This is a genomic window from Pseudomonas umsongensis (assembly GCF_012647205.1).
GTDB classification, from domain to species: Bacteria; Pseudomonadota; Gammaproteobacteria; order Pseudomonadales; family Pseudomonadaceae; genus Aquipseudomonas; species Aquipseudomonas umsongensis.
Genome location: NZ_CP051487.1, coordinates 666169 through 691961 on the forward strand (window position 1 = coordinate 666169; position 25793 = coordinate 691961).

Annotated in this window: 19 protein-coding genes and 2 tRNA genes; 14 read left to right on the forward strand and 7 right to left on the reverse strand. The window is 59.9% G+C overall.

Annotation, left to right across the window (positions count from 1 at the left end; all coding sequences use genetic code 11):
- Positions 1-30: 30 nt before the first annotated feature.
- Positions 31-117: transfer RNA gene (locus HGP31_RS02920), tRNA-Leu, on the reverse strand.
- Positions 118-284: 167 nt separating this feature from the next.
- Positions 285-371 (reverse strand) — tRNA-Leu (locus HGP31_RS02925).
- 225 nt (positions 372-596) lie between these two features.
- On the opposite strand from HGP31_RS02925, the gene rnr reads away from it, so the two are divergent.
- From rnr to HGP31_RS02980, 11 genes are all read left to right on the forward strand, one after another.
- On the forward strand, positions 597-3224 hold the full coding sequence (rnr, locus tag HGP31_RS02930) for a ribonuclease R (protein WP_020797701.1): 2628 nt from the start codon (positions 597-599) through the stop codon (positions 3222-3224).
- Positions 3221-3988 (forward strand): 23S rRNA (guanosine(2251)-2'-O)-methyltransferase RlmB, encoded by a 768-nt coding sequence (rlmB, locus tag HGP31_RS02935; RefSeq protein WP_020797700.1) that lies wholly within the window; start codon positions 3221-3223, stop codon positions 3986-3988. The genes rnr and rlmB overlap by 4 nt, the downstream gene beginning before the upstream one ends.
- 303 nt (positions 3989-4291) lie before the next feature.
- Positions 4292-4714: a 30S ribosomal protein S6 gene (rpsF, locus tag HGP31_RS02940; RefSeq protein ID WP_003217491.1), complete on the forward strand. Its 423-nt coding sequence runs from the start codon at positions 4292-4294 to the stop codon at positions 4712-4714.
- A 28-nt stretch (positions 4715-4742) separates the two neighbouring features.
- Entirely contained in the window at positions 4743-4973 is a 231-nt protein-coding gene (rpsR, locus tag HGP31_RS02945) for a 30S ribosomal protein S18 (RefSeq protein ID WP_002551829.1), read from the forward strand.
- A 36-nt stretch (positions 4974-5009) separates the two neighbouring features.
- Positions 5010-5903: a YybS family protein gene (locus tag HGP31_RS02950; RefSeq protein ID WP_020797699.1), complete on the forward strand. Its 894-nt coding sequence runs from the start codon at positions 5010-5012 to the stop codon at positions 5901-5903.
- A 19-nt stretch (positions 5904-5922) separates the two neighbouring features.
- On the forward strand, positions 5923-6369 hold the full coding sequence (rplI, locus tag HGP31_RS02955; RefSeq protein WP_008058981.1) for a 50S ribosomal protein L9: 447 nt from the start codon (positions 5923-5925) through the stop codon (positions 6367-6369).
- A gap of 134 nt (positions 6370-6503) precedes the next feature.
- Complete coding sequence (gene dnaB / locus HGP31_RS02960; protein WP_008058980.1) at positions 6504-7901, forward strand: replicative DNA helicase; 1398 nt, start codon at positions 6504-6506, stop codon at positions 7899-7901.
- A 189-nt stretch (positions 7902-8090) separates the two neighbouring features.
- Positions 8091-10394 (forward strand): YgiQ family radical SAM protein, encoded by a 2304-nt coding sequence (locus tag HGP31_RS02965; RefSeq protein ID WP_020797698.1) that lies wholly within the window; start codon positions 8091-8093, stop codon positions 10392-10394.
- Positions 10395-10692: 298 nt separating this feature from the next.
- Entirely contained in the window at positions 10693-13968 is a 3276-nt protein-coding gene (locus tag HGP31_RS02970) for a transglutaminase family protein (RefSeq protein ID WP_020797697.1), read from the forward strand.
- An 88-nt stretch (positions 13969-14056) separates the two neighbouring features.
- Positions 14057-16543: a circularly permuted type 2 ATP-grasp protein gene (locus HGP31_RS02975; protein ID WP_033045255.1), complete on the forward strand. Its 2487-nt coding sequence runs from the start codon at positions 14057-14059 to the stop codon at positions 16541-16543.
- Positions 16543-17433, forward strand: a complete 891-nt coding sequence (locus HGP31_RS02980) for a transglutaminase family protein (RefSeq protein WP_020797695.1) — start codon at positions 16543-16545, stop codon at positions 17431-17433. The genes HGP31_RS02975 and HGP31_RS02980 overlap by 1 nt, the downstream gene beginning before the upstream one ends.
- A 206-nt stretch (positions 17434-17639) precedes the next feature.
- On the opposite strand, the gene HGP31_RS02985 is transcribed toward HGP31_RS02980, so the two are convergent.
- Together HGP31_RS02985 and HGP31_RS02990 are read right to left on the reverse strand one after the other, a co-directional pair.
- On the reverse strand, positions 17640-17831 hold the full coding sequence (locus HGP31_RS02985; RefSeq protein ID WP_020797694.1) for a hypothetical protein: 192 nt from the start codon (positions 17829-17831) through the stop codon (positions 17640-17642).
- Between the two features lie 69 nt (positions 17832-17900).
- The gene (locus tag HGP31_RS02990; RefSeq protein WP_168757137.1) at positions 17901-18488 is read right to left on the reverse strand and encodes an LOG family protein; all 588 of its coding nucleotides are present in this window, start codon (positions 18486-18488) and stop codon (positions 17901-17903) included.
- A gap of 343 nt (positions 18489-18831) precedes the next feature.
- On the opposite strand from HGP31_RS02990, the gene azu reads away from it, so the two are divergent.
- Positions 18832-19278 carry an azurin gene (azu, locus tag HGP31_RS02995; protein WP_020797692.1) on the forward strand — a complete coding sequence of 149 codons (447 nt, stop codon included), beginning with the start codon at positions 18832-18834 and terminating at the stop codon, positions 19276-19278.
- 188 nt (positions 19279-19466) lie between these two features.
- Here azu and nadE read toward each other — a convergent pair whose 3' ends face one another.
- From nadE to HGP31_RS03010, 3 genes are all read right to left on the reverse strand, one after another.
- A complete protein-coding gene (nadE, locus tag HGP31_RS03000; protein WP_168757138.1) occupies positions 19467-20294 on the reverse strand; it encodes an ammonia-dependent NAD(+) synthetase in 828 nt (275 codons plus the stop codon).
- A gap of 14 nt (positions 20295-20308) precedes the next feature.
- Positions 20309-21514, reverse strand: coding sequence for a nicotinate phosphoribosyltransferase (gene pncB, locus HGP31_RS03005; protein WP_020797623.1), 1206 nt, complete (start codon positions 21512-21514; stop codon positions 20309-20311).
- A gap of 76 nt (positions 21515-21590) precedes the next feature.
- On the reverse strand, positions 21591-22478 hold the full coding sequence (locus HGP31_RS03010) for a LysR family transcriptional regulator (protein WP_020797622.1): 888 nt from the start codon (positions 22476-22478) through the stop codon (positions 21591-21593).
- Positions 22479-22653: 175 nt separating this feature from the next.
- On the opposite strand from HGP31_RS03010, the gene amaB reads away from it, so the two are divergent.
- Both amaB and amaA read left to right on the forward strand, forming a co-directional pair.
- Positions 22654-24144, forward strand: coding sequence for an L-piperidine-6-carboxylate dehydrogenase (gene amaB / locus HGP31_RS03015; protein ID WP_020797621.1), 1491 nt, complete (start codon positions 22654-22656; stop codon positions 24142-24144).
- Between the two features lie 155 nt (positions 24145-24299).
- Positions 24300-25583, forward strand: coding sequence for an L-pipecolate oxidase (gene amaA / locus HGP31_RS03020; RefSeq protein WP_020797620.1), 1284 nt, complete (start codon positions 24300-24302; stop codon positions 25581-25583).
- Positions 25584-25793 lie beyond the last annotated feature (210 nt).

Consider the following 25793-nt stretch of genomic DNA (forward strand, 5'->3'; position numbering starts at 1 on the left):
AAATTCAAGGTCGTGACCTTGAATTTGAATTGGTGCCCAGAAGAAGACTCGAACTTCCACGACCTTGCGGTCACCAGCACCTGAAGCTGGCGTGTCTACCAATTTCACCATCTGGGCATTCATCGCGAGCGTTGCCGCTGTTGATGTGGCGCACTATACGGAGAGCAATTTGATCTGTAAACCCCTGATTTTAAATTTAATTAATCAAGGTCCCAGAATGCAAAAAACCCGCTTTCGCGGGTTTTGTGTGAGCTTTGAAATTGAACTAATCTCAAGCTCGAAATTGGTGCCCAGAAGAAGACTCGAACTTCCACGACCTTGCGGTCACCAGCACCTGAAGCTGGCGTGTCTACCAATTTCACCATCTGGGCAGTATCGGCAACGTTGTCCGTCGTCGATGGCGCGCACTATACGGAGCGTCTTTTTAACTGTAAACCCCCGACACCAAAAAAACCTGAAAAATTTCACCAGCGGTATTTAAATCAACATCCTGGTGTCGATATAGGGCTTTAGATGAGGCGTCTTAGCCTGAAATTTCCCGTTTCATTACGCCTATGCCAAACTAACCCGTATATAGACAAGGTGAAAACTCTCTAATGGCCGATTGGCAGTCCCTCGATCCCGAGGCCGCTCGTGAAGCGGAAAAATATGAAAACCCCATTCCTAGCCGCGAACTGATCCTTCAGCACCTTGCTGATCGAGGTTCGCCTGCTAACCGCGAGCAACTGGTCGAAGAGTTTGGTCTGACCACGGAAGACCAGATCGAAGCCCTGCGCCGCCGCCTGCGCGCCATGGAGCGCGATGCTCAACTCATCTATACCCGTCGCGGCACTTATGCGCCGGTGGACAAGCTCGACCTGATCCTGGGCCGCATCAGCGGTCACCGCGACGGCTTCGGCTTCCTGGTGCCGGACGACGGCAGTGACGACCTGTTCATGAGCCCGGCGCAAATGCGCCTGGTGTTTGACGGCGACCGTGCACTGGCGCGTGTTTCCGGGCTGGATCGTCGCGGTCGCCGCGAAGGCATGATCGTCGAAGTGGTGTCCCGTGCTCACGAGACCATCGTCGGTCGTTACTTCGAAGAAGGTGGCATCGGATTCGTCGTCGCAGATAATCCGAAGATCCAGCAGGAAGTGCTGGTGACGCCGGGTCGTAACGCGAACGCGCAGATCGGTCAGTTCGTCGAAGTGAAGATCACTCACTGGCCGACACCACGCTTCCAGCCGCAAGGCGATGTGGTCGAAGTCGTGGGCAACTACATGGCGCCGGGCATGGAGATCGACGTTGCCCTGCGTACCTACGACATTCCTCATGTCTGGCCTGATGCCGTACTCAAGGAAGCCAGCAAGCTCAAGCCGGAAGTCGAAGAGAAAGACAAAGAGAAGCGCATCGACCTACGTCATCTGCCGTTCGTCACCATCGACGGCGAAGATGCCCGCGACTTCGATGATGCGGTCTACTGCGAAGCCAAGCCGGGCAAGCTGCGCCTGTTCTCCGGCGGCTGGAAGTTGTACGTGGCGATTGCCGACGTTTCCAGCTACGTGAAGCTCGGTTCGGCACTGGATGCCGAAGCTCAGGTTCGTGGCAACTCGGTGTACTTCCCCGAGCGCGTGATCCCGATGCTGCCTGAGCAGCTGTCCAACGGATTGTGCTCGTTGAACCCGCAGGTCGATCGCCTGGCCATGGTTTGCGAGATGACTATCTCCAAATCCGGCGAAATGACCGACTACTGCTTCTACGAAGCGGTGATCCACTCCCACGCCCGCCTGACCTACAACAAGGTCAGCGCGATGCTGGAAACGCCCAAAGCCAGCGAAGCCCGCAAGCTGCGTGGTGAATACACTGACGTGGTGCCGCACCTCAAGCAGCTGTATTCGTTGTACAAGGTATTGCTGGCGGCTCGTCACGTGCGTGGCGCGATCGATTTTGAAACCCAGGAAACCCGGATCATCTTCGGCTCCGAGCGCAAGATCGCGGAAATCCGTCCGACCATCCGCAATGACGCACACAAGCTGATCGAGGAATGCATGTTGGCGGCCAACGTGGCCACCGCCGAGTTCCTCAAGAAGCACGAAATTCCTGCGTTGTACCGCGTTCACGACGGCCCGCCGCCGGAGCGCCTGGAAAAATTGCGCGCGTTCCTCGGCGAACTCGGCCTGTCCCTGCACAAAGGCAAGGATGGCCCGTCGCCGAAGGATTACCAGGCACTGCTGGCTGGTATCAAGGATCGTCCGGATTTCCACCTGATCCAGACCGTGATGCTGCGTTCGTTGAGCCAGGCGGTGTACAGCGCCGATAACCAGGGTCACTTCGGCCTGAATTACGAGGCGTACACCCACTTCACCTCGCCGATCCGCCGCTACCCGGACTTGCTCACTCACCGGGCGATCCGCAGCGTGATCCATTCGAAGCAGGACACCCCGCACGTTCGCCGTGCCGGTGCGATGACCATTCCGAAGGCGCGCATCTATCCGTACGACGAAGCAGCCCTGGAGCAGCTCGGCGAGCAGTGCTCGATGAGCGAGCGCCGTGCCGATGAAGCGACCCGCGATGTCGTGAACTGGCTCAAGTGCGAGTTCATGAAAGATCGCGTTGGCGAGTCGTTCCCGGGTGTGATCACTGCGGTCACCGGCTTTGGCCTGTTCGTCGAACTGACTGACATTTACGTCGAAGGCCTGGTGCACGTCACCGCGCTGCCGGGCGATTACTACCACTTCGATCCTGTGCATCACCGCCTGGCGGGTGAGCGAACCGGTCGTAGCTTCCGCCTTGGCGACACCGTTGAAGTACGCGTCATGCGCGTCGACCTCGACGAGCGCAAGATCGACTTCGAGATGGCCGAAAAAACCATCAGCGCGCCGATCGGCCGCAAAAAACGTGGCAGCGAAACCGCGGCACCTGCTGGCAAAGCCGAAGCAGAGCCGGCGCCGGCGAAAACCGGTCGTCGTCCCGCCAAGGAAAAGGCAGTCGAGGCCTATCGTCCGAGCGATGCGGCGGCGAAAAATGCCGAAGTGCGCAAGAGCCGTGAAATGAAGCAGGCGTTGCTCGCCGGCGCGAAAAGCGGCGGTAAAGCGGCGTCTGCGGGAAAGACCAGTCGGTCGGCGCCTGACAAGGCTGTCGGCGGCAAGCCAGCCAAACCGAGCAAGCATCGTAAAGGTCCGCCAAAAGCGGGCTCGGCCCCAGCGAAAAGCGGCGGGGCGCGTAAACCTAAGGCCAAGTCATGAGTCAGTTGGAAAAGATCTACGGCGTACACGCTGTAGAAGCATTGTTGCGTCATCACCCGAAGCGCGTGAAGCAGATCTGGCTGGCTGAAGGCCGCGGTGATCCGCGGGTGCAGACGTTGATCGAGTTGGCCAACGAAAATCGTGTGCAGGTCGGCCAGGCCGAGCGTCGTGAAATGGACGCCTGGGTCGAGGGCGTGCACCAGGGCGTGGTTGCGGACGTCAGTCCGAGCCAGGTCTGGGGCGAGGCGATGCTCGACGAGCTACTCGATCGCACCGAAGGCGCACCGTTGCTGCTGGTACTCGACGGCGTGACCGATCCGCACAACCTGGGCGCCTGCCTGCGTTCTGCCGATGCGGCGGGTGCGCTGGCGGTGATCGTGCCGAAGGACAAGTCCGCAACCCTGACGCCGGTCGTGCGAAAGGTTGCGTGCGGGGCGGCGGAAGTGATTCCGCTGGTGGCCGTGACCAACCTGGCGCGTACCCTGGAAAAACTCCAGCAGCGTGGCCTGTGGGTCGTGGGCACGGCAGGGGAGGCCGAGGTCAGTCTGTATGACCAGGACCTGACCGGTCCGACCATCCTGATCATGGGCGCCGAAGGCAAAGGCATGCGCCGCCTGACCCGCGAGCATTGCGATTATCTGGTGAACTTGCCGATGGCCGGTAGCGTCAGCAGTCTCAACGTTTCCGTGGCGACGGGCGTATGCCTGTTCGAAGCGCAGCGTCAGCGCAGTGTCAAAGCCAAGGCTGCCGCCAAAAAGCCCTGATTGAAAAACCAACTGTAGGAGCCGGCTTGCTGGCGATATCGGAGTAACATTCAGCATCAATGTTGAATGTAGCGCCTCAATCGCGAGCAAGCTCGCTCCTACAGTGTTTTGTGGTGTGGCATGAATTGAGGGTTGTTCAAATAATCACCAATTCCCTTGCGCCTCCCACGCCCCTTCTCTACAATTGCGCCCCTTGCTGTGATGGCAGGCACCAACGTGTCTAGCGTCCACAAGTCCATAAGTGTCATTCACTCCTTGTCTGACCGCTTTTGAGCGGCAGGCTACAACCCGTAAGGAGCATTCATGCGTCATTACGAAATCATCTTTTTGGTCCACCCGGATCAAAGCGAGCAAGTCGGCGGCATGGTTGAGCGTTACACCAAGCTGATCGAAGAAGACGGCGGCAAAATCCACCGTCTGGAAGATTGGGGCCGTCGTCAACTGGCCTACGCAATCAACAATGTTCACAAGGCTCACTACGTGATGCTGAACGTTGAGTGCACTGGCAAGGCCCTGGCCGAGCTGGAAGACAACTTCCGCTACAACGATGCAGTGATCCGTAACCTGGTCATCCGTCGCGAAGAAGCCGTTACCGGCCAATCCGAGATGCTCAAGGCTGAAGAAAACCGCAGTGAGCGCCGTGAGCGTCGCGACCGTCCTGAGCACGAAGGCGCTGAAAGCGCTGATAGTGATGACAGCGACAACAGCGATAACGCTGACGAGTAATCCACGGACCTTTTAAGGAGCCTATCAAATGGCACGTTTCTTCCGTCGTCGTAAATTCTGCCGCTTCACCGCTGAAGACGTGAAAGAGATCGATTACAAAGATCTCAACACTCTGAAAGCTTATGTATCCGAGACCGGCAAAATCGTTCCAAGCCGCATCACCGGTACCAAAGCACGTTATCAGCGTCAGCTGGCCACCGCTATCAAGCGCGCCCGCTTCCTGGCCCTGCTGGCCTACACCGACAGCCACGGCCGCTGAGACCGGGCAGTCGACACGTAGCAAAGGATTGAATGTATGCGTGCCTTAGCTGAGTTCATCATGCGGGGCCGTATGCAGGCCACTCTCGTAGTGGCTGGATGCGCGGCATTGCCGTTGTTGTATTGGTTGGGTGCTGCCGCCGGATGCCTTGTGCTCCTGCGGCGCGGATTGAAGGACGCCCTGGGCGTTCTTGCTCTGGGACTGCTGCCAGCGTTGATCTGGTGGCTTTACTCCGACGACCCACGGGCACTTCTGGTGCTGCTGGGGTCTGCGAGCCTTGCGTTGGTTTTGCGCGCAAGCGAGTCCTGGAACCGCGTGCTGCTGGTCAGCATAGCAATGGGAGTGGTGTTTTCAGTGGTGCTGGGGGCGGTTTTTGGTCCCCAGATCGAGATGCTGGCGCAGGCTTTGATAAAAGTCATGCCGTCGCTACTCGGTGAGGTCTACCAGCAAATGTCGGTAGACGAGCAAGCGCGTTTCGCGTCCCTGATTACACCGATCCTGACCGGCCTGATTGCGGCCTTGTTGCAAATCGTCAGTGTGCTGAGCCTGATTGTCGGGCGCTACTGGCAGGCGTTGTTGTACAACCCCGGTGGTTTTGGTCGCGAGTTTCGCGCCGTCCGAATCCCGCTGGGTCCCGCGATGTTGCTGCTGGCGGGCATGGTTGTGACACCGAACCTTGGTGTCCAGATGTCCATGCTGGTACCGCTGTGCAGCGTACCGCTGGTTTTCGCCGGGCTGGCCCTGATTCACGGGTTGGTGGCGCAAAAGCGACTGGCCAAATTCTGGCTGGTGGGGTTGTACGTCACGCTGTTGCTGTTCATGCAGCTGATCTATCCGTTGCTGGTGGTCTTGGCCATCGTCGACAGCCTGATTGATTTTCGCGGTCGTCTCGCGCCGAAAGACGCCGATGACGCGAACGGTGAAGGTTAAAAGTTAAGAGGATTTTCACATGCAACTGATCCTTCTGGAAAAAGTCACCAACCTGGGCAACCTGGGTGACAAAGTGAACGTTAAGGCTGGTTACGGTCGTAACTACCTGCTGCCTTACGGCAAAGCTACCGCTGCGACCCCAGCCAACCTGGCTGCGTTCGAAGAGCGTCGTGCTGAGCTGGAAAAAGCCGCAGCAGATCGTAAATCGTCGGCTGAAAGCCGCGCTGCCCAACTGGCCGAGCTGGAAGTGACCATCACTGCCACCGCTGGCGACGAAGGCAAGCTGTTCGGTTCGATCGGTACTCACGACATCGCTGACGCACTGACCGCCTCCGGCGTTGAAGTAGCGAAAAGCGAAGTTCGTCTGCCGAACGGCACTATCCGTAACGTAGGTGAATTCGACGTAGCCGTGCACCTGCACGCCGAAGTTGAAGCCACTGTACGCGTTGTCGTGGTAGCAGCTTAAGCAGCACTTGTCGGCTGGCACCCTCGGGTGCTTGCCGGTAACATCGGGCACGATCCTGTTCACAGGTCGTGCCCTTTGTCTTTCTGGTAACGCCCGTTTTCAATCCCTGCTTTTCCTCAAACAACCAAGTGGCCATGAACGAAATCTCTGCTCCCGAGCAATACGATCTGCAAACCGCCGCGCTGAAGGTGCCGCCCCATTCCATCGAAGCCGAACAGGCTGTACTCGGTGGTCTGATGCTGGACAACAACGCCTGGGAGCGCGTGCTTGATCAAGTCTCCGACGGCGATTTCTATCGACATGACCACCGCCTGATTTTCCGTGCGATCGCCAAGCTGGCCGATCAGAACATGCCGATCGACGTCGTGACCCTGTCCGAGCAGTTGGACAAGGAAGGTCAGACCTCGCAAGTCGGTGGCCTGGGTTACCTGGGCGAACTGGCGAAAAACACGCCTTCGGTCGCCAACATCAAGGCCTACGCGCAAATCGTTCGTGAGCGGGCCACCCTGCGTCAGTTGATCGGTATCAGCACCGAGATCGCCGACAGTGCCTTCAACCCGGAAGGCCGTACCGCCGCCGAGATTCTCGATGAAGCCGAGCGGCAGATCTTCCAGATCGCCGAGGCCCGGCCGAAAACCGGTGGCCCGGTGGGTGTGAATGACCTGCTGACCAAGGCCATCGATCGCATCGACACCCTGTTCAACACTGACAACGCCATCACTGGCCTCTCCACCGGCTACACCGACCTCGACGAGAAGACCAGCGGCCTGCAGCCGGCGGACTTGATCATCGTCGCCGGCCGTCCGTCCATGGGTAAGACCACCTTTGCCATGAACCTGGTGGAAAATGCCGTATTGCGCAGCGAGAAAGCGGTTCTGGTTTACTCGCTGGAGATGCCAGGCGAATCGCTGATCATGCGTATGCTGTCGTCCCTCGGCCGAATCGACCAGACCAAGGTACGTTCCGGCCAGTTGGAAGATGACGATTGGCCACGCCTGACCTCGGCGGTCAACCTGCTCAACGATCGCAAGCTGTTCATCGACGATACCGCCGGCATCAGCCCCTCGGAAATGCGTGCACGAACCCGCCGCCTGGTGCGTGAGCATGGCGAAGTCGGCTTGATCATGATCGACTACCTGCAACTCATGCAGATCCCGGGCTCCAGCGGTGACAACCGGACCAACGAGATTTCCGAGATCTCCCGGTCCCTGAAAGCCCTGGCCAAGGAATTCAACTGCCCGGTCGTTGCGCTGTCCCAGCTGAACCGTTCCCTGGAACAACGCCCGAACAAGCGCCCGGTGAACTCCGACTTGCGTGAATCCGGAGCGATCGAGCAGGACGCCGACGTGATTATGTTCGTGTACCGCGACGAGGTGTATCACCCGGAGACCGAGCACAAAGGCATTGCCGAGATCATCATCGGTAAGCAGCGGAACGGGCCGATCGGCTTTATTCGCCTGGCCTTTATCGGCAAATACACGCGGTTCGAGAACCTGGCGCCCGGTAGCTACAACTTCGACGACGACGAATAAGTTATAGCGTCTGCCATGGCCTCTTCGCGAGCAGGCTCGCTCCCACAGGTTCAGTGTGATCTCTGTGGGAGCGAGCCTGCTCGCGAATGGGGGTGGCGCAATTTCCGACCACAGTCGTCGGAATTGGTCAAAATTTGTGCTATATTCCGCGCCCGCGAAATTCAATGAAAGCCAACACCGGTTATCGACATGCAAGCAGCCAAACCGTTATTTGACTATCCAAAGTACTGGGCCGAATGTTTCGGACCAGCGCCATTCCTGCCAATGAGCAGGGAGGAGATGGATCAGCTCGGCTGGGATTCCTGCGACATCATCATCGTCACCGGTGATGCCTACGTCGATCACCCGTCGTTCGGCATGGCGATCATCGGCCGGCTGCTGGAGTCCCAGGGCTTCCGCGTCGGGATCATTGCCCAACCGAACTGGCAGTCCAAGGACGACTTCATGAAGCTCGGCGAGCCGAACCTGTTCTTCGGTGTCGCGGCCGGCAACATGGACTCGATGATCAATCGCTACACCGCCGACAAGAAAATCCGTTCCGACGACGCCTACACCCCGGGTGGCCTGGCGGGCAAACGTCCGGATCGCGCGAGCCTGGTCTACAGCCAGCGCTGCAAGGAAGCCTACAAGCACGTGCCGATCGTGCTGGGTGGCATTGAAGCGTCCCTGCGCCGCATCGCCCACTACGATTACTGGCAGGACCGGGTGCGTAACTCGATCCTGATCGACGCCTGCGCCGACATCCTGCTCTACGGCAACGCCGAACGTGCGATCGTCGAAGTTGCGCAGCGTCTGTCCTACGGTCACAAGATCGAAGACATCACCGATGTGCGCGGCACCGCGTTCATCCGTCGCGATACACCGAAAGACTGGTACGAAGTCGACTCTACGCGTATCGACCGTCCGGGCAAGATCGACAAGATCATCAACCCGTACGTGAACACCCAGGACACCCAGGCCTGCGCCATCGAGCAGGAAAAAGGTCCGGTTGAGGATCCACAGGAAGCCAAGGTCGTGCAGATCCTGGCCAGCCCGAAGATGACCCGCGACAAGACTGTGATTCGTCTTCCGTCGGTGGAAAAGGTCCGCAATGACGCTGTGCTCTACGCCCACGCCAACCGCGTGTTGCACCTGGAAACCAACCCGGGCAATGCCCGTGCCCTGGTGCAGAAGCACGGCGAAGTCGATGTCTGGTTCAACCCGCCACCGATTCCGATGACCACCGAAGAGATGGACTACGTCTTCGGCATGCCTTACGCACGCGTTCCGCACCCAGCGTATGGCAAGGAGAAGATCCCGGCCTACGACATGATCCGTTTCTCGGTGAATATCATGCGTGGCTGCTTCGGCGGCTGCACTTTCTGCTCGATCACCGAGCACGAAGGCCGGATCATCCAGAACCGCTCCCACGAATCGATTATACGTGAGATCGAGGAAATTCGTGACAAGGTTCCCGGTTTTACCGGCGTGATCTCCGACCTGGGTGGTCCGACGGCGAATATGTACCGCATCGCCTGCAAGACCCCGGAAATCGAATCCGCGTGCCGCAAGCCGTCTTGCGTGTTCCCGGGCATCTGCCCGAACCTGAACACCGACCACTCGGCGCTGATCCAGTTGTACCGCAGCGCCCGTGAATTGCCGGGTGTGAAGAAGATCCTGATCGCCTCCGGCCTGCGCTACGACCTCGCTGTCGAGTCCCCGGAATACGTTAAAGAGCTGGTGACCCACCACGTTGGTGGCTACCTGAAGATCGCCCCGGAACATACCGAGGAAGGTCCGCTCAACCAGATGATGAAACCGGGCATCGGCAGCTATGACAAGTTCAAGCGCATGTTCGAGAAGTATTCCAAGGAAGCCGGGAAAGAGCAGTACCTGATTCCGTACTTCATCGCCGCCCACCCGGGCACCACCGACGAAGACATGATGAACCTGGCCCTGTGGCTCAAGGGCAACGGTTTCCGTGCCGACCAGGTGCAGGCGTTCTACCCGTCGCCGATGGCCACTGCCACCGCGATGTACCACTCGGGCAAGAACCCGCTGCGCAAGGTCACCTACAAGAGTGACGCGGTCACCATCGTCAAGAGCGAGGAGCAGCGTCGCCTGCACAAGGCGTTCCTGCGTTATCACGATCCGAAAGGCTGGCCGATGCTGCGTGAGGCGTTGACCCGCATGGGCCGCGCGGACCTGATCGGGCCGGGCAAGAACCAGTTGATCCCGCTGCACCAGCCGTCCACCGACAGCTATCAGAGTGCCCGTCGCAAGAACTCGACGCCGGCGGGCAGCCACAAGGTTGCAGGGGAAAAGACCACCAAGATCCTGACCCAGCACACCGGCCTGCCTCCACGCGCCAGCGATGGCGGCAACCCGTGGGACAAGCGTGAGCAGGCCAAGGCGGCGGCATTCGCTCGCAACCAGCAGGCGGCCAAGGAGCGCAAGGAAGCAGCCAAGGGCAAAGGGCCCAAGCCTGCGCGCAAGCCGGTCGTGCCGCGCTAAACCTCGCTTGAGCTGAACAGAACGCCAACCTGATCGTTCCCACGCTCCGCGTGGGAATGCCTCAAGGGACGCTCCGCGTCCAGTGACGCTGAGCGTCACGGGCTGCATTCCCACGCGGAGCGTGGGAACGATTGCCGCCCTTTCGCCACAAATCCGTGCAATCCTCTCCAGCCAATTTCCTTCATCGCCCGATTTTGGTGCTGTACTGCCTCCTGCAACGGGAGAAAGCGCCAGCACTGCTGGATGGCATAAGTCTTGCGCGCTTTCCAATACGCTTAGGGCTCGCAGGAGGCACGCCGTGTCGATTCATGTCGCATTGCACCACGTCACACATTACCGCTATGACCGCGCTGTCGAATTGGGACCGCAGATCGTTCGCCTGCGTCCCGCCGCCCACAGCCGCACGCGGATACTGTCCTATGCGCTGAAAATTTCGCCCGAGCAGCATTTCATCAATTGGCAGCAGGACCCCCAGGGTAATTACCTGGCACGGCTGGTGTTTCCGGAAAAAACCAACGAATTGCGGATCGAGGTCGATCTGTTGGCGGAAATGGCGGTGTTCAATCCGTTCGACTTTTTCCTCGAGCCCTACGCCGAAAAGATTCCCTTCACTTACGCCACCGACGAGCGCAAGGAGCTGGCGCCATACCTGGAAACCTTGCCCCTGACGCCAAAGTTCAAGGCTTATCTGGACGGCATCGACCGCACGCCATTGCCCGCTGTGGATTTCCTCGTCGCGCTCAACCAGCGTCTTAGCGAAGACATCAACTACCTGATCCGCATGGAACCGGGAGTGCAAACGCCCGAGCACACCCTGGAGCAGGCCTCCGGTTCCTGTCGCGATTCAGCGTGGCTGCTGGTGCAACTGCTGCGTCACCTGGGGCTGGCCGCACGTTTCGTGTCGGGTTACCTGATCCAATTGACCGCCGACCTGAAAAGCCTCGACGGTCCTTCCGGGACGGAAGTGGACTTCACCGACCTGCACGCCTGGTGCGAGGTGTACCTGCCCGGTGCTGGCTGGATCGGCCTGGATGCAACCTCAGGGCTGTTTGCCGGTGAAGGGCATATTCCGTTGGCCTGTAGTCCCGATCCCTCCTCTGCGGCACCGATCAGCGGCTTGGTGGAGCCGTGCGAGTGCGAATTCAGCCATGAAATGTCGGTGGAGCGGATCTGGGAAGCCCCGCGGGTCACAAAGCCCTACACCGAAGAGCAGTGGCTGGCGATCCAGGCCCTGGGCCGGCAGATCGATGCCGACCTGCTCGAAGGCGACGTGCGCCTGACCATGGGCGGTGAGCCGACCTTTGTGTCCATCGACGACCCGGACGGTGCCGAGTGGAACACCGCAGCGCTGGGACCGAACAAGCGTCGACTGTCCGCCGAACTGTTCCAGCGCATGCGAAACCGTTATGCCCCGCAAGGCCTGGTGCATTATGGCCAGGGCAAATGGTATCCCGGTGAACAACTGCCGCGCTGGTCGCTCAATTGCTATTGGCGCCGCGACGGCGTGCCGATCTGGCACGACAGCGCGCTAATTGCCGACGAGCAACAAGATTATGGCGCCGATGGCGAGTTGGCCGGGCGTTTTCTGGCGAGTGTCGCCGAGCGCTTGAACATTCCTACGCGCTTTGTGTTTCCAGCCTACGAAGACAATTTCTATTACCTCTGGCGCGAAGGGGCTTTGCCGCAAAATGTCAGCGCCGAAGACTCACGACTCGAAGAGCCGCTGGAGCGTGCGCGTTTGCGCAAAGTCTTCAGTCAGGGCCTCGACAAGGTGATTGGCCAAGTCCTGCCGTTAGCGCGCACCGCCAAGGGTGATCAGTGGCAAAGCGGCCGCTGGTATCTGCGTGACGAACATTGCCGCCTGGTGCCGGGAGACTCGCCATTGGGCTATCGTCTGCCGCTGGGTTCGCAGCCGTGGGTGAAGGCGGCAGAGTATCCGTTCATTCATCCAAATGATCCCAACCAGGATTTCCCGGCGCTGCCTGGCACGGAGCAAATACAGCGCCAAGGTGCGGCGGCGCTGATTGAAGATCGGGCCCCCAAGGTCGATGAGTCCGCCGATTGGCTGACCCGCACCGCCTTCTGCGCCGAAGCGCGGGACGGCCGGTTGTACCTGTTCATGCCGCCGCTGGAGCGGGTCGAAGACTATCTGGAGTTAGTGACAGCCATCGAAGCCACGGCCCGGGAGCTCGATTGCCCGGTATTGCTGGAGGGATACGAACCGCCGGGCGATCCGCGCCTGGGCAACTTTCGCATCACCCCCGATCCCGGCGTGATCGAAGTCAACGTGCAGCCATCCGCGACGTGGGACGAGTTGGTCGAACGCACCGAGTTTCTTTACGAAGAAGCGCGCCAGACCCGACTCACCACCGAAAAATTCCTGATCGACGGCCGACACACCGGCACCGGTGGGGGCAACCACTTCGTACTGGGAGGCGCGACACCGGCGGATTCACCGTTTCTGCGGCGTCCGGATCTGCTGCGCAGCCTGATCAGCTACTGGCATAATCATCCGTCCTTGTCCTACCTGTTTTCCGGCTTGTTTATCGGCCCGACGTCCCAGGCCCCGCGGGTCGACGAAGCGCGCAACGACGCCTTGTATGAACTGGAAATCGCCTTCGCCCAGATGCCCGGGCCGGGCGAGGAGTGCGCGCCCTGGCTGGTGGATCGACTGCTGCGTAACCTGTTGATCGACGTGACCGGCAACACCCATCGCGCCGAGTTCTGCATCGACAAGCTCTATTCACCGGATGGCGCGACCGGTCGCCTGGGCTTGCTGGAGCTGCGCGCCTTTGAAATGCCACCCCATGCACGCATGAGTCTGGCCCAGCAGCTCTTGCTGCGGGCGTTGGTAGCACGGTTCTGGCGTGAGCCTTATGCACCGCCGAAGCTGGCGCGCTGGGGCACCGAGCTGCACGACCGGTTCCTGTTGCCGCATTTTATCGAGCAGGATTTTGCTGACGTTATTGCCGATCTCAATGTCGCCGGTTATCCAGTGCGGGCAGAGTGGTTCGCGGCGCACCTGCAGTTCCGTTTTCCCAAGGTCGGAGACTACGCTGTCAATGGCATCGCCCTGGAACTGCGCCAGGCACTTGAGCCGTGGCATGTGTTGGGCGAGGAGGGCGCGGTCGGCGGTACGGTGCGTTACGTCGACTCGTCCCTGGAGCGCCTGCAGGTCAAGCTCAGTGGATTGCCGCCGCAACGCTACCTGCTGACCTGCAACGGTATACCTGTGCCGTTGCAGCCCACTGGGCGGGTCGGCGAATTCGTCGCCGGTGTGCGCTTCCGTGCCTGGCAACCGGCCAACTGCCTGCAACCGACCATCCCGGTCCATGCGCCGCTGGTGTTTGACCTGCTCGACACCTGGATGGGGCGTTCGCTGGGCGGTTGCCAGTATCACGTTGCCCATCCTGGCGGGCGCAACTACGAGGCATTGCCCGTGAACGCCAATGAAGCCGAGAGCCGGCGAATGGCGCGGTTCTTCCGTATCGGACACACGCCGGGGAAACTTCCGATACCGAAGATGGAAATTAACGACGAGCTGCCGATGACGCTCGATTTACGACGTTTCTAATTCGTACACGACGCCCGGATTTTTCGTCTATCCGGGTGTCATGAGCGTGCGTTAGTCTGACCGATCACTGCTGTCTGCCGAGCTTTCCATGCCTGACTTGCTAGACCGCTACCCGCTGACGGCGGGCACCTATCACGAACTGCTCGACGACAGCGGTGCCATTCGGCCGCACTGGCGTCGACTGTTCGACCAATTGCAGCGCAGCACACCCGCGCAGTTGGTGCAGCGTCAGGCGTTGCTGACCCGACAAATCCAGGAAAACGGCGTCACCTATAACGTCTACGCCGATCCCAAGGGCGCCGATCGGCCATGGGAGCTGGACTTGTTGCCCCATGTGATTGCCGCCGATGAGTGGGAGCAGTTGTCGGCCGGTATCGCCCAGCGTGCGCGCTTGCTCAATGCAGTACTGGCCGATCTCTATGGCCCTCAACGCTTGATCGCCGAAGGTCTGCTGCCGGCCGAACTGGTATTTGGCCACAACAATTTCCTCTGGCCCTGCCAGGGCATCAAGCCGCCTGACGGTGCTTTTTTGCATCTGTTCGCCGTTGATCTGGCGCGCACGCCCGATGGCCGCTGGTGGGTAACCGCCGATCGCACGCAAGCGCCGTCCGGGGCTGGCTACGCCCTGGAAAACCGCACCATCGTGTCCCGGGCCTTTCCCGAGTTGTACCGTGATTTGAAGGTGCAGCACCTGGCGGGGTTCTTCCGCACCCTCCAGGAAACACTGGCGCGTCAGGCGCCAAGCGACGATGACGCACCGCTGGTGGTCCTGCTGACGCCGGGGCGGTTCAACGAAAGCTATTTCGAACACCTGTACCTGGCTCGTCAGCTCGGCTATCCGTTGGTGGAAGGTGGCGACCTCACGGTGCGCGATGCCACGGTCTACCTGAAGACCCTGAGTGGCTTGCGCCGGGTCCACGCGATCATGCGTCGGCTCGACGACGACTTCTGCGACCCGCTGGAGTTGCGCACCGACTCGGCCCTGGGCGTTCCGGGCCTGCTCGAAGCCGTGCGCCAGGGGCGGGTGCTGGTGGCCAACGCACTCGGCAGTGGCGTGCTGGAGTCGCCAGGCTTGCTGGGTTTCCTGCCGAAGATCAACCAGTACCTGTTTGGCGAAGAATTGATCCTGCCGTCCATAGCCACCTGGTGGTGCGGTGAGGCGCCGGTGCTGGCCCAGGCCCTGGAAAAACTACCGGAATTGCTGATTAAACCGGCGTTTCCGTCCCAAAGCTTTGCACCGGTATTTGGCCGCGATTTGAGTGAAAAGCAGCGTCAGGTCCTGGCCGAGCGCATGCAGGCGCGGCCCTATGCTTATGTTGCGCAAGAACTCGCGCAATTGTCCCAAGCGCCGATATGGCAAGCCGAGGACGGTCAACTGCAACCCCGGGCCATCGGCATGCGTGTGTATGCGGTGGCCAGTCGCGACGGCTATCGGGTGCTGCCGGGTGGCTTGACCCGAGTGGCCGCGCAGGCGGATGCCGAGGTGGTATCGATGCAGCGCGGCGGGGCGAGCAAGGACACCTGGGTGCTGGGCGAACGTCCACCGAACGGCGAACAGTGGAAAGCCCAGCGCAATATCGGCGTGCATGACCTGGTGCGCCGTGATCCTTACCTGCCATCGCGGGTGGTGGAAAACCTGTTCTGGTTCGGCCGTTACTGCGAACGCTGCGATGACAGCGCCCGATTGCTGCGAATCATGCTGGCACGTTATGTCGACGGCGATGACCCGCAGGCCCTGGAGGCTGCGGTCGATCTTGGCGAACGATTGATGTTGTTGCCTGACGAAGGTGAGCTGCCGGAGCGGTTGCTGGCGGCGATACTCGGCGATGACTGGCCGTTCAGCCTGCGTTCCAACCTGCAACGTTTGCAATGGGCGGCCTCGCAAGTGCGTGGCAAGCTCTCGCGGGAGAATTGGCAGGCGTTGGTGGAGTTGCAACGCGAAGCGATGGAACTCGAGACCGAAGAACCGGACTTCGGCGAGTTACTCGACTTCCTCAACCGGCTGGTGATGTCCTTGGCGGCGCTGTCCGGTTTTGCCCTGGACGACATGACCCGGGACGAAGGCTGGCGATTCCTGATGATCGGTCGGCGGATCGAGCGCCTGCAATTTCTAAGCGCTAGCCTGGCAGCGTTCCTGCGTGGCGCCGGGGCTTTTGATCAGGCAGGGCTGGAGTGGTTGCTGGAGCTGGGCAACAGCAGCATTACCTATCGGTCGCGGTACCTGGCGGTGGCGCAATTGATCCCGGTACTCGACCTGTTATTGCTTGATGAGCAGAACCCGCACGCGGTGCTGTTCCAGTTGAAGCTGGTGACCCGCACGCTCAAGCGCCTGTGCGACGACTTTGGCGTACCTCGCGAAGCGGGCCTGCCACAGTTGGTGGAGCGTCTGGCGCGTTTCGATCTGGGCTGCCTGGAAAACCCGTTGTTTGGCGCCGCCAGCGTGCGTGCTGCCGTCGAAGGGCTGGCTGATCTGCTGCAAGAGATTGCCGATGCGAGCGGGCAGGTATCGGATCGCCTGGCCTTGCGTCACTTCGCCCACGTCGATGATGTCAGCCAGCGCACGGTGTCCGTCTGATGAGCGCTCATTACCAGATTTTCCACGATACCCATTATCACTACGACAGTCCGGTGTCCTTGGCCCAGCAACTGGCGCATTTGTGGCCCAGGCCTTGTGAATGGCAGCGATGCAGCGACCAGCAATTGCAGATCAGTCCGGACCCGACTTCACGCCGCGATGAGCTGGATGTGTTCGGAAACCCGTTGACCCGGTTGGCGTTCGAGCGCCCCCATGATGAACTGCTGGTCAATGCTAGCCTGACGATTGAGGTACTGCCCCGGTCCCGGGTCGATTTCAATCGATCCCCAGCGTGGGAAGATACCCGCAACGTGCTGACCTACAGCAGCCAGGCGCTTTCGCCGCAGTTGCTTGAAGCCTGCCGATACCGGTTCGAATCACCTTATGTGCATCTGAAGCGCAACTTCGTTGAATTTTCCGAGAGCTGTTTTCCGGCGGGGCGGCCGCTGTTGCTCGGGGTCCAGGCCTTGATGGAGAAAATCTTCAGTGAGTTCACTTTCGATGCCGAAGCGACGCAGGTCGCGACCCCCCTGGTGGAAGTGCTGGAGCGACGGCGCGGGGTTTGCCAGGATTTCGCCCACCTGATGCTCGCATGCGTACGCTCTCGTGGGTTGGCTGCGCGCTATGTCAGCGGCTACCTGTTGACCCAGCCGCCGCCCGGTCAGCCGCGATTGATCGGCGCCGATGCGTCCCATGCCTGGGTGTCAGTGTTTTGTCCGGTGTCGGGCTGGGTGGACTTCGATCCGACCAACAATGTGCAACCGGCGCTGGAACACATCACCCTGGCCTGGGGCCGGGACTTTTCCGATGTGTCGCCGTTACGTGGAGTCATTCTGGGGGGCGGCAATCATGATCCCGAAGTTCGGGTCACAGTGATGCCGTTGGAGTAACGACGATCACAATGTGGGAGCGGGCTTGCTCGCGAAAGCGATCCTTCAGTTACATAAATACTGGATGTGCCGCCGTCTTCGCGAGCAAGCCCGCTCCCACAAAGGAATATGCAGTATTTCGGAATGGACAGTGAGGGCCGGCAGCATCGCCGCCAACCCCGGTCACAGATCCGTGGGCCCGATCAAATCATCCGGCCCGGAGGGGCTCAGGCGTCGGGCGCCTGATCTTTCGGTGCCTCTACATCACTTTCTGCCGCCACTTCACCTTCTGCATCCGGGTTCAGTGCCGCTGCGTCTTCTTCAGCCATTGCTTTCTTGCGCTGAAGCTTTTCCTCTTTCTTCTGTTCCTTGGCCAGGTCTCTCTGACGTTTGGCGAAGGAGTAATTGGGTTTGGCCATGGGCGATCCTCTGGGGTCGAAGGTGAGGTTTGAGCGGCGCGTATTCTGCCCTGTATCGGTGTCGAGTCGTTAGTCGGGTTTTTGCTCGACCCATTTTGGCGCAACGGTCGGTTGCCAGCGATCCAGGGCGTCGAGCAGCGTCTGTGGCGATTCGCTCACCTGCAGCATGTCACGGTGTGCCGCGCGAACGAAGCCTTCGCCGACGATATGATCGAGAAAACCAGTGAGTTTGCTGTAGAAGCCGTTCACTTCAAGCAAGCCCATCGGTTTGCCGTGGTAACCCAGCTGGCCCCAGGTCCACACTTCGAACAACTCTTCCAGGGTGCCCAGGCCGCCGGGCAAAGCGATGAAAGCATCGCTGAGTTCAGCCATCCGCGCCTTGCGCGCATGCATGCCGTCGACCACTTCCAAGCGGGTCAGGCCACTGTGGCCGATTTCCTTGTCCTTTAGGCTCTGCGGAATGATGCCGATCACTTCGCCACCTGCCGCCAGTGCCGCATCGGCGACGACGCCCATCAGGCCCACCGCTCCACCACCGTAGACCAGGGTCAACTTGCGTTCGGCCAACGCCTGGCCAAGCGCCACGGCTGCTTCACGGTAAGCGGGGTGGGTGCCAGTGCTGGCGCCGCAGAACACACAAACGGATGCTAAAGACATGCATTACTCCTGGGTCGATCAGGGCCACAGAGTAAAGGCAGGCGCGCTGCGCTCCAAGGGCTAAACTTCGCGCTTGGGCGTTTCGCAGGTTCCGCTGGCCCCACAGGCATACGCGGCGAGCAAGCTGCACAACAGGGTATTGATAGACACGACAGGCGCTCCGAAAAATGAGGACGCTCTGATGATAGGGCCGGGGCAGACACCTGGCTGGTAGATTGTCTCGATCGGTCCCATAGCCCGAAAGTTGTATACAATTTTTGCTTCAGGTCATAGGAACTTGCGAAGTTTTCAGGCAGTCTTCTGTTCATTCGCATGTTCATTCACCCTGCCTTGGAGATTCACCATGTTTGCCAAACTTGTTGCGGTATCCCTGTTGACACTGGCGAGCAGCCAATTGATGGCTGCCGAATGCAAAGTCACCGTTGACTCTACTGACCAAATGTCCTTCAACACCAAGGCCATTGAAATCGACAAGAGTTGCAAGACCTTCACCGTTGAATTGACCCATTCTGGCAGCCTGCCGAAAAACGTCATGGGCCATAACCTGGTGATCAGTAAAGAAGCCGACATGCAGCCGATCGCCACCGACGGCCTGAGTGCTGGCATCGACAAGAACTACCTGAAGGAAGGCGACGCCCGCGTCATCGCTCACACCAAGGTCATCGGCGCCAAGGAAACCGACTCGGTGACCTTCGACGTGTCCAAGCTCGATGCCAACGAGAAATACGGCTTCTTCTGCTCGTTCCCGGGCCACATCTCGATGATGAAAGGCACTGTGACCCTGAAATAAGCAGGTTCACCGCGTTATCGTTCTTCGCGAGCAGGCTCGCTCCCACAATTAGACCGCGATCAAATGTGGGAGCGAGCCGGCTCCGGGCGGCGTTCCGACGAATGGGCCATCGGCTTCAGCAAATGTGCTGGCCAAAGAAAAGCCCGCTGAGAATCACTCCTCAGCGGGCTTTTTCATTCACTCACGCCTCAAGGCGCAAATGGCATCACGCGCTTGTGATGAGTCTTGTTGTACGTGTCGACAATGATCTTGAACGCTTCCTCGCGCACCGGCTCGCCGTGCAGGAAGGCGTCGATCTCGGCGTACGTCACGCCATGGGACGCTTCATCCGGTTTGCCCGGTGACAGGTCTTCAAGGTCGGCGGTCGGGATTTTCTCCACCAGCGCCTCCGGCGCGCCGAAGCTGCGGGCGATGGCACGGACCTGGTTTTTCACCAGGCCACTGAGCGGTGCCAGGTCGCAGGCGCCGTCACCGAACTTGGTGAAGAAACCCATCACAGCTTCCGCGGCATGATCGGTGCCGATCACCAGGCCATGGGCCGCGCCGGCGATGGTGTACTGGGCGACCATGCGCATGCGCGCCTTGGTGTTGCCGAGCACGAAGTCCACCGACACCGCGTGTTTGCCTTCGAACGCCGCGACTTCGTTGGCCAGGGATTTGACCGCCGGGCCGATGTTCACCGTGTGGCGCTCATCCGGCTTGATGAAATCCACAGAGGCCTGGGCGTCATGTTCATCGAACTGGGTTTCGTACGGCAGCCGCACGGCGATGAACTTGTAGGCGGCATCACCGCTGCGCTGACGCAGTTCACGGACCGCACGCTGGGCCAGCAGCCCGGCAGTCAGCGAGTCGACGCCGCCACTGATGCCGAGCACCAGGGTCTTGAGCCCGGAATTGACCAGGCAATCCTGGATGAAGGTAATCCGCCGGGCGACTTCCGCTTCGAGGGCGGCTTCGTCGGCGAACGGCGGTTGAACCTTGAGCTGTTCAGCAATCTCACGCTGTACGGCTTGCATGAATTCACTCCTTGCTAGAGGGGGGCAGGAACTTGGAAAACGTGTCGCAGATACGCGACGAAATTCGGGTCTTTGCAGTGAGTCTTGCCGGGCTCGTCGGAGATCTTCGCCACCGGCGCGCCGTTGCAGGCGGTCATTTTAAGCACGATGCTCATCGGTTCGACACCCGGAATATCACACGTCAGGTTGGTGCCGATACCGAAGCTGACGTTGATTCGACCCCGCAACGCCCGAAAAATCTCCAGGGACTTGGGCAGCGTCAGGCTGTCGGAAAAGGTCAGCGTCTTGCTCATGGGGTCGATGCCGAGCTTGTGGTAGTGCGCGATGGCTTTTTCCGCCCATACCACCGGATCGCCCGAATCGTGGCGCAAACCGTCGAACAGTTTGGCGAAAAACAGGTCGAAATCGCCCAGGAATGCATCGATGGTGATGCAGTCGGTCAGCGCAATCCCTAGCAGGCCACGGTATTCGCGGACCCAGCAATCGAGGGCGGCGATCTGGCTGTCGATCAGCCGCGGGCCGAGTTGCTGGTGGGCCATGATCCATTCGTGGGCCATGGTGCCCAGCGGTTTCATGTCCAGTTCCCGGGACAGGTGCACATTGCTGGTACCAACGAAGCGCCCGGGGAAATCATGCTTGAGCACGTTCACCACTTCTTCCTGCACACGGTAGGAAAAACGACGACGGGTGCCGAAATCGGCTACCTGCAATTCGGACAATTCGTCGCTGCTGGCGTTGGCGGTCAGCCAGTCGAACTTGCGATAGAGCTGCTCGCGCGCCTGTTCCAGGACAATCTCCCGATAGCGGTATCGGTTACGCACCTCACTGACGATTGCCAGAATCGGTACCTCGAACAGGATCACGTGCAACCACGGCCCCCGCAAACGGATGAACAATTCGCCGTTTTCGATGCCGGTGTGGATATAGCGCAGGTTAAAGCGAAACAGCCCGAGAAAGCGCAGGAAATCCGGTTTCAGGAAGCTGATGCGCTCCAGGAAACTCAATTGATCGGCGCTCAGGCTCAATTCGGCCAGCCGTTCGATCTGGAAGCGGATCTCTGCCAGATACGGGCGCAAATCTTCGCTGTTACGGCAACGAAACTCCCATTCGACTTCTACGTTCGGGTAGTTGTGCAGCACCGCCTGCATCATCGTCAGTTTGTAGAAGTCGGTGTCGAGCAGGTTCTGCACGATGCGATCGGCAAACACACTCTCGCTCATAACGGGGGTTCTCCACATGGAATAAGGCTAGTGGCGCATATCGGTGGTGGGTATTGCCAGCGATTTTTGCACCGCCCTACACCTGCTCCAGCATCCACTTGACGAAATCGCGCACCTTGGGCACTTCCGCCGAATGTTCCGGGTATGCCAGGTAATAGGCATCGGTGCTGGGCATTGCATGCTGCCAGGGAATGACCAGTTTGCCGTCGGCCAGTTCCTCTTCCACCAGAAACCGTGGCAGCAATGCCACGCCGCAGCCGACTTGCGCCGCGCGGATGCACATGTAGAAGGTTTCGAAGCGCGGGCCGTGGTAGCTGTGTTCGGTGTGGTAGCCCTGACTGTCGAACCAGTCGTGCCAGGCCTGGGGACGGGAGGCGTTTTGCAGCAGGACCAGGTCGGTGAGTTGCGTCGGGTCGGTGAATGGCGTGTCGGGCAGGCTGCCTGGCGCACAGACCGGCACCAGCTCTTCGCTGAACAACTTCAGGCATTCGGTACCAGGGCGAGAACCCTGGCCGAAGTAGAACGCCAGGTCGCTGCGCCCCTGTAGGAGGTCGTCGGCTTCCTGCTCATTGCACAGGTCCAAATGGATCGACGGATGGCGCAGACGCCAGCCCTTGAGGCGTGGCACCAGCCAGCGAGCGCCGAAGGTCGAGGGTGTCGAGACGCGCAAGACTTCGGTTTCACCACCGTAGGAACGCAAGTAATGGGTCGACATCTCGACCTGGGTGAGGATTTTTCGTACCTCCACCAGGTACAGATCGCCCGCTGGCGTCATTTGCAGGCGTCGGCGAACCCGGCGAAACAGCAGGTGCTGCAACAGCTCTTCAAGTTGCGCCACCTGTTTACTGACGGCGCTCTGGGTCAGGTTTAGCTCTTCCGCGGCCCGGGTAAAGCTCAGGTGGCGGGTCACGGCTTCGAAACACTGCAGTGCAGCGATCGAGGGCAAATAGCGTTTGTTCAGCATGGGCGGTCCTTTGTACTTGTCTCTTTATTGCCAACAATGCACAGCATGAATAAACGGAATGATATCTCTCTTAATGGTCGTTTGTTGAGTAACCTCGGTAGCGCTAAAACTACAGGTCTGATCAGTCGTGATTCGGCGGCTGCACACGTTCCGTTTTTTGCTTGAGGAGTGACCCATGGTTGCCGCATTGCTTGATCGTCTTGGTGTGAACCCGGCCCTGTACCAGAACGGCAAAGTGCCGGTGCATTCGCCAATCGATGGCAGCACGATTGCCGCCGTCAACTGGGAAGGTGCCGCTGAAGTCGAGCAGCACATCAGTCGTGCAGATCATGCATTCGAATTGTGGCGCAAGGTGCCGGCGCCGCGTCGCGGTGAGCTGGTGCGGCAACTGGGTGACATCCTGCGCGAATACAAGGCCGATCTCGGCGAGTTGGTGTCCTGGGAAGCGGGCAAGATCACCCAGGAAGGCCTGGGTGAAGTTCAGGAAATGATCGACATCTGCGATTTCGCCGTCGGCCTGTCCCGCCAACTGTACGGCTTGACCATCGCCTCCGAGCGTCCTGGCCACCACATGCGCGAAACCTGGCACCCGCTGGGCATCGTCGGCGTGATCAGCGCCTTTAACTTCCCGGTGGCGGTCTGGGCCTGGAACGCCACGTTGGCGCTGGTTTGCGGCAACCCGGTGATCTGGAAGCCGTCGGAAAAAACCCCACTGACCGCATTGGCCTGCCAGGCACTGTTCGACCGCGTGCTGAAGAATTTCAGCGATGCGCCACCGCACTTGAGCCAGGTGGTCATTGGCGGTCGCGATGCCGGTGAAGCCTTGGTCGATGACCCGCGTGTCGCGCTGGTCAGCGCTACCGGCAGCACCCGCATGGGCCGTGAAGTGGCGCCAAAAATCGCTGCGCGTTTTGCCCGCAGCATTCTCGAACTGGGCGGCAACAACGCGATGATCCTTGGCCCAAGCGCCGATCTGGACATGGCCGTTCGCGCGATCCTGTTCAGCGCCGTCGGCACCGCCGGTCAGCGCTGCACCACGCTGCGCCGCCTGATCGCTCATGAATCGGTGAAGGAAGAAATCGTCACCCGCCTCAAGGCCGCCTACTCCAAAGTGCGTATCGGCCACCCGCTGGAAGGTAACCTGATCGGTCCGCTGATCGACAAGCAAAGCTTCGACAACATGCAGGACGCACTGGAGCAGGCGCTGAGCGAAGGCGGTCGGGTGTTCGGCGGCAAGCGTCAGCTTGAAGACAAATTCCCGAATGCCTACTACGTTTCGCCGGCCATCGTCGAAATGCCGGAGCAGAGCGATGTGGTCTGCCATGAAACGTTCGCACCGATCCTCTACGTGGTCGGCTACAACGATTTCAACGAAGCCCTGCGTTTGAACAACGCTGTACCGCAAGGCCTGTCCTCGTGCATCTTCACCACCGACGTGCGTGAAGCCGAGCAGTTCATGTCGGCGGTGGGCAGTGACTGTGGCATCGCCAACGTCAACATCGGTCCGAGCGGCGCGGAAATCGGCGGTGCGTTTGGTGGTGAGAAAGAAACGGGCGGTGGTCGTGAGTCCGGTTCTGATGCATGGCGCGGGTACATGCGTCGTCAGACCAACACCGTGAACTATTCGCTGGAGTTGCCGTTGGCGCAGGGCATTACCTTTGACTGATATTTCAGCGAGGCAGTGATCCCTGTGGGAGCGAGCCTGCTCGCGAATGCAATCTGTCAGTCGACATCAACGGTGACTGATAAACCGCTTTCGCGAGCAGGCTCGCTCCCACACTGATTTGTGTGTGTTGGTTAGGTTTCCGTTGGAGTCTGGCAATGCCGTTACGCGAAGAGTGTCTGTGGGAAAAACTGACGCCGCAAAGGCCCGACAACTCGGCGCTCAAGGGTGAGGTGAAAGTCGATGTCTGCGTCATTGGCGCAGGTTTTACCGGGCTGTCGGCGGCGGTGCATTTGTTGGAGCAGGGCAAAACGGTGTGCGTGCTCGAAGCACACCGCGCAGGCCACGGCGGTTCGGGGCGCAACGTCGGGCTGGTCAATGCCGGCATGTGGATTCCCCCGGACGAGATCGAAGCCGGGTTTGGCGAGGCGGTCGGCAGTCAGCTCAACCGAATGCTCGGCGCAGCACCTTCATTGGTGTTCAGCCTTGTGGACAAGTACAACATCGATTGCCAGTTGCGCCGCGAAGGCACATTGCACATGGGGCACAACGCCCGTGGCGAAGCTGACTTGCGCAGTCGTGAAGAACAATGGAAGCGCCGTGGCGCCCCCGTCGAATTGCTGACCGGTAAAGCTTGTGAGCAAGCCACAGGCACCAAAAAAATCGCCGCGGCATTGCTCGATCGTCGTGCTGGCACGCTCAACCCGATGGCTTACACCACCGGCTTGGCCAAGGCGGCAATGGGCCTGGGCGGTCAGTTGTTCGATCATTCCCCGGTGACCCGCCTCGAACGGCAGGGGCAACGCTGGTCGGTGCAAACTGCGCAGGGGTCGGTCCTGGCCGAGCAAGTGGTGATCGCTTCCAATGCCTACACCGAAGGTGACTGGACCGAGTTGCGACGCAATTTCTTCCCCGGTTATTACTATCAGGTGGCCTCGGTCCCGCTGACCGAAGACGCGGCCCGGCAAATCTTGCCCGGTGGCCAGGGTTCCTGGGACACCCGCCAGGTGCTCAGCAGTATTCGCCGGGACAAGGACGGGCGCCTGCTGCTTGGCAGTCTCGGCAATGGCAATCAGAAACCGGCCTGGTTTCTCAAGGCCTGGGCCGATCGCGTGCAGCAACATTACTTTCCTTACCTCAAGCCGGTGGAGTGGGAGTGCACCTGGACGGGGCGCATCGCCTTCACCCCGGATCACTTGATGCGCCTGTTCGAACCGGCACCCGGAATAGTGGCAGTGACCGGCTACAACGGTCGGGGCGTGACCACCGGGACGGTGGTTGGCAAGGCATTCGCCGATTATTTGTGTAACGGAAATCCTCAAGCGCTACCCATTCCCTTCGCTCCAATGCAGCCACTGGCAGGGGTGGGATTGCGTAGTTGTTTATACGAGGCCGGTTTTTCGCTGTATCACGCAGGCCAGTGCCTGCGGATCGTGATCTGAATGTTGATTTTTGCTGTTGAAAGCGGCGCTTTTTTGATCAGCAGCTAGCCTGTAGTGGTGCGGGTTGTAGCAGTCCCGCACCAGCAGTGTGCACTTCGGTGACGCACGTTGTTACAGGCTGGTTGCACTTCGTTTAGTGCCGCGGTTGCAATGATGGCGCGGGCGGGTTGCGCCTCAAAAAAATAATGGTTTTACCTTCCGCGGTTTAGA

Bases quoted from the DNA above. Each gene is read 5' to 3' on its own strand.
- rnr (WP_020797701.1), top strand. From the start codon at position 597: ATGGCCGATTGGCAGTCCCTCGATCCCGAGGCCGCTCGTGAAGCGGAA.
- rlmB (WP_020797700.1), top strand. From the start codon at position 3,221: ATGAGTCAGTTGGAAAAGATCTACGGCGTACACGCTGTAGAAGCATTG.
- rpsF (WP_003217491.1), top strand. From the start codon at position 4,292: ATGCGTCATTACGAAATCATCTTTTTGGTCCACCCGGATCAAAGCGAG.
- rpsR (WP_002551829.1), top strand. From the start codon at position 4,743: ATGGCACGTTTCTTCCGTCGTCGTAAATTCTGCCGCTTCACCGCTGAA.
- HGP31_RS02950 (WP_020797699.1), top strand. From the start codon at position 5,010: ATGCGTGCCTTAGCTGAGTTCATCATGCGGGGCCGTATGCAGGCCACT.
- rplI (WP_008058981.1), top strand. From the start codon at position 5,923: ATGCAACTGATCCTTCTGGAAAAAGTCACCAACCTGGGCAACCTGGGT.
- dnaB (WP_008058980.1), top strand. From the start codon at position 6,504: ATGAACGAAATCTCTGCTCCCGAGCAATACGATCTGCAAACCGCCGCG.
- HGP31_RS02965 (WP_020797698.1), top strand. From the start codon at position 8,091: ATGCAAGCAGCCAAACCGTTATTTGACTATCCAAAGTACTGGGCCGAA.
- HGP31_RS02975 (WP_033045255.1), top strand. From the start codon at position 14,057: ATGCCTGACTTGCTAGACCGCTACCCGCTGACGGCGGGCACCTATCAC.
- HGP31_RS02980 (WP_020797695.1), top strand. From the start codon at position 16,543: ATGAGCGCTCATTACCAGATTTTCCACGATACCCATTATCACTACGAC.
- HGP31_RS02985 (WP_020797694.1), bottom strand. From the start codon at position 17,831: ATGGCCAAACCCAATTACTCCTTCGCCAAACGTCAGAGAGACCTGGCC.
- HGP31_RS02990 (WP_168757137.1), bottom strand. From the start codon at position 18,488: ATGTCTTTAGCATCCGTTTGTGTGTTCTGCGGCGCCAGCACTGGCACC.
- azu (WP_020797692.1), top strand. From the start codon at position 18,832: ATGTTTGCCAAACTTGTTGCGGTATCCCTGTTGACACTGGCGAGCAGC.
- nadE (WP_168757138.1), bottom strand. From the start codon at position 20,294: ATGCAAGCCGTACAGCGTGAGATTGCTGAACAGCTCAAGGTTCAACCG.
- pncB (WP_020797623.1), bottom strand. From the start codon at position 21,514: ATGAGCGAGAGTGTGTTTGCCGATCGCATCGTGCAGAACCTGCTCGAC.
- HGP31_RS03010 (WP_020797622.1), bottom strand. From the start codon at position 22,478: ATGCTGAACAAACGCTATTTGCCCTCGATCGCTGCACTGCAGTGTTTC.
- amaB (WP_020797621.1), top strand. From the start codon at position 22,654: ATGGTTGCCGCATTGCTTGATCGTCTTGGTGTGAACCCGGCCCTGTAC.
- amaA (WP_020797620.1), top strand. From the start codon at position 24,300: ATGCCGTTACGCGAAGAGTGTCTGTGGGAAAAACTGACGCCGCAAAGG.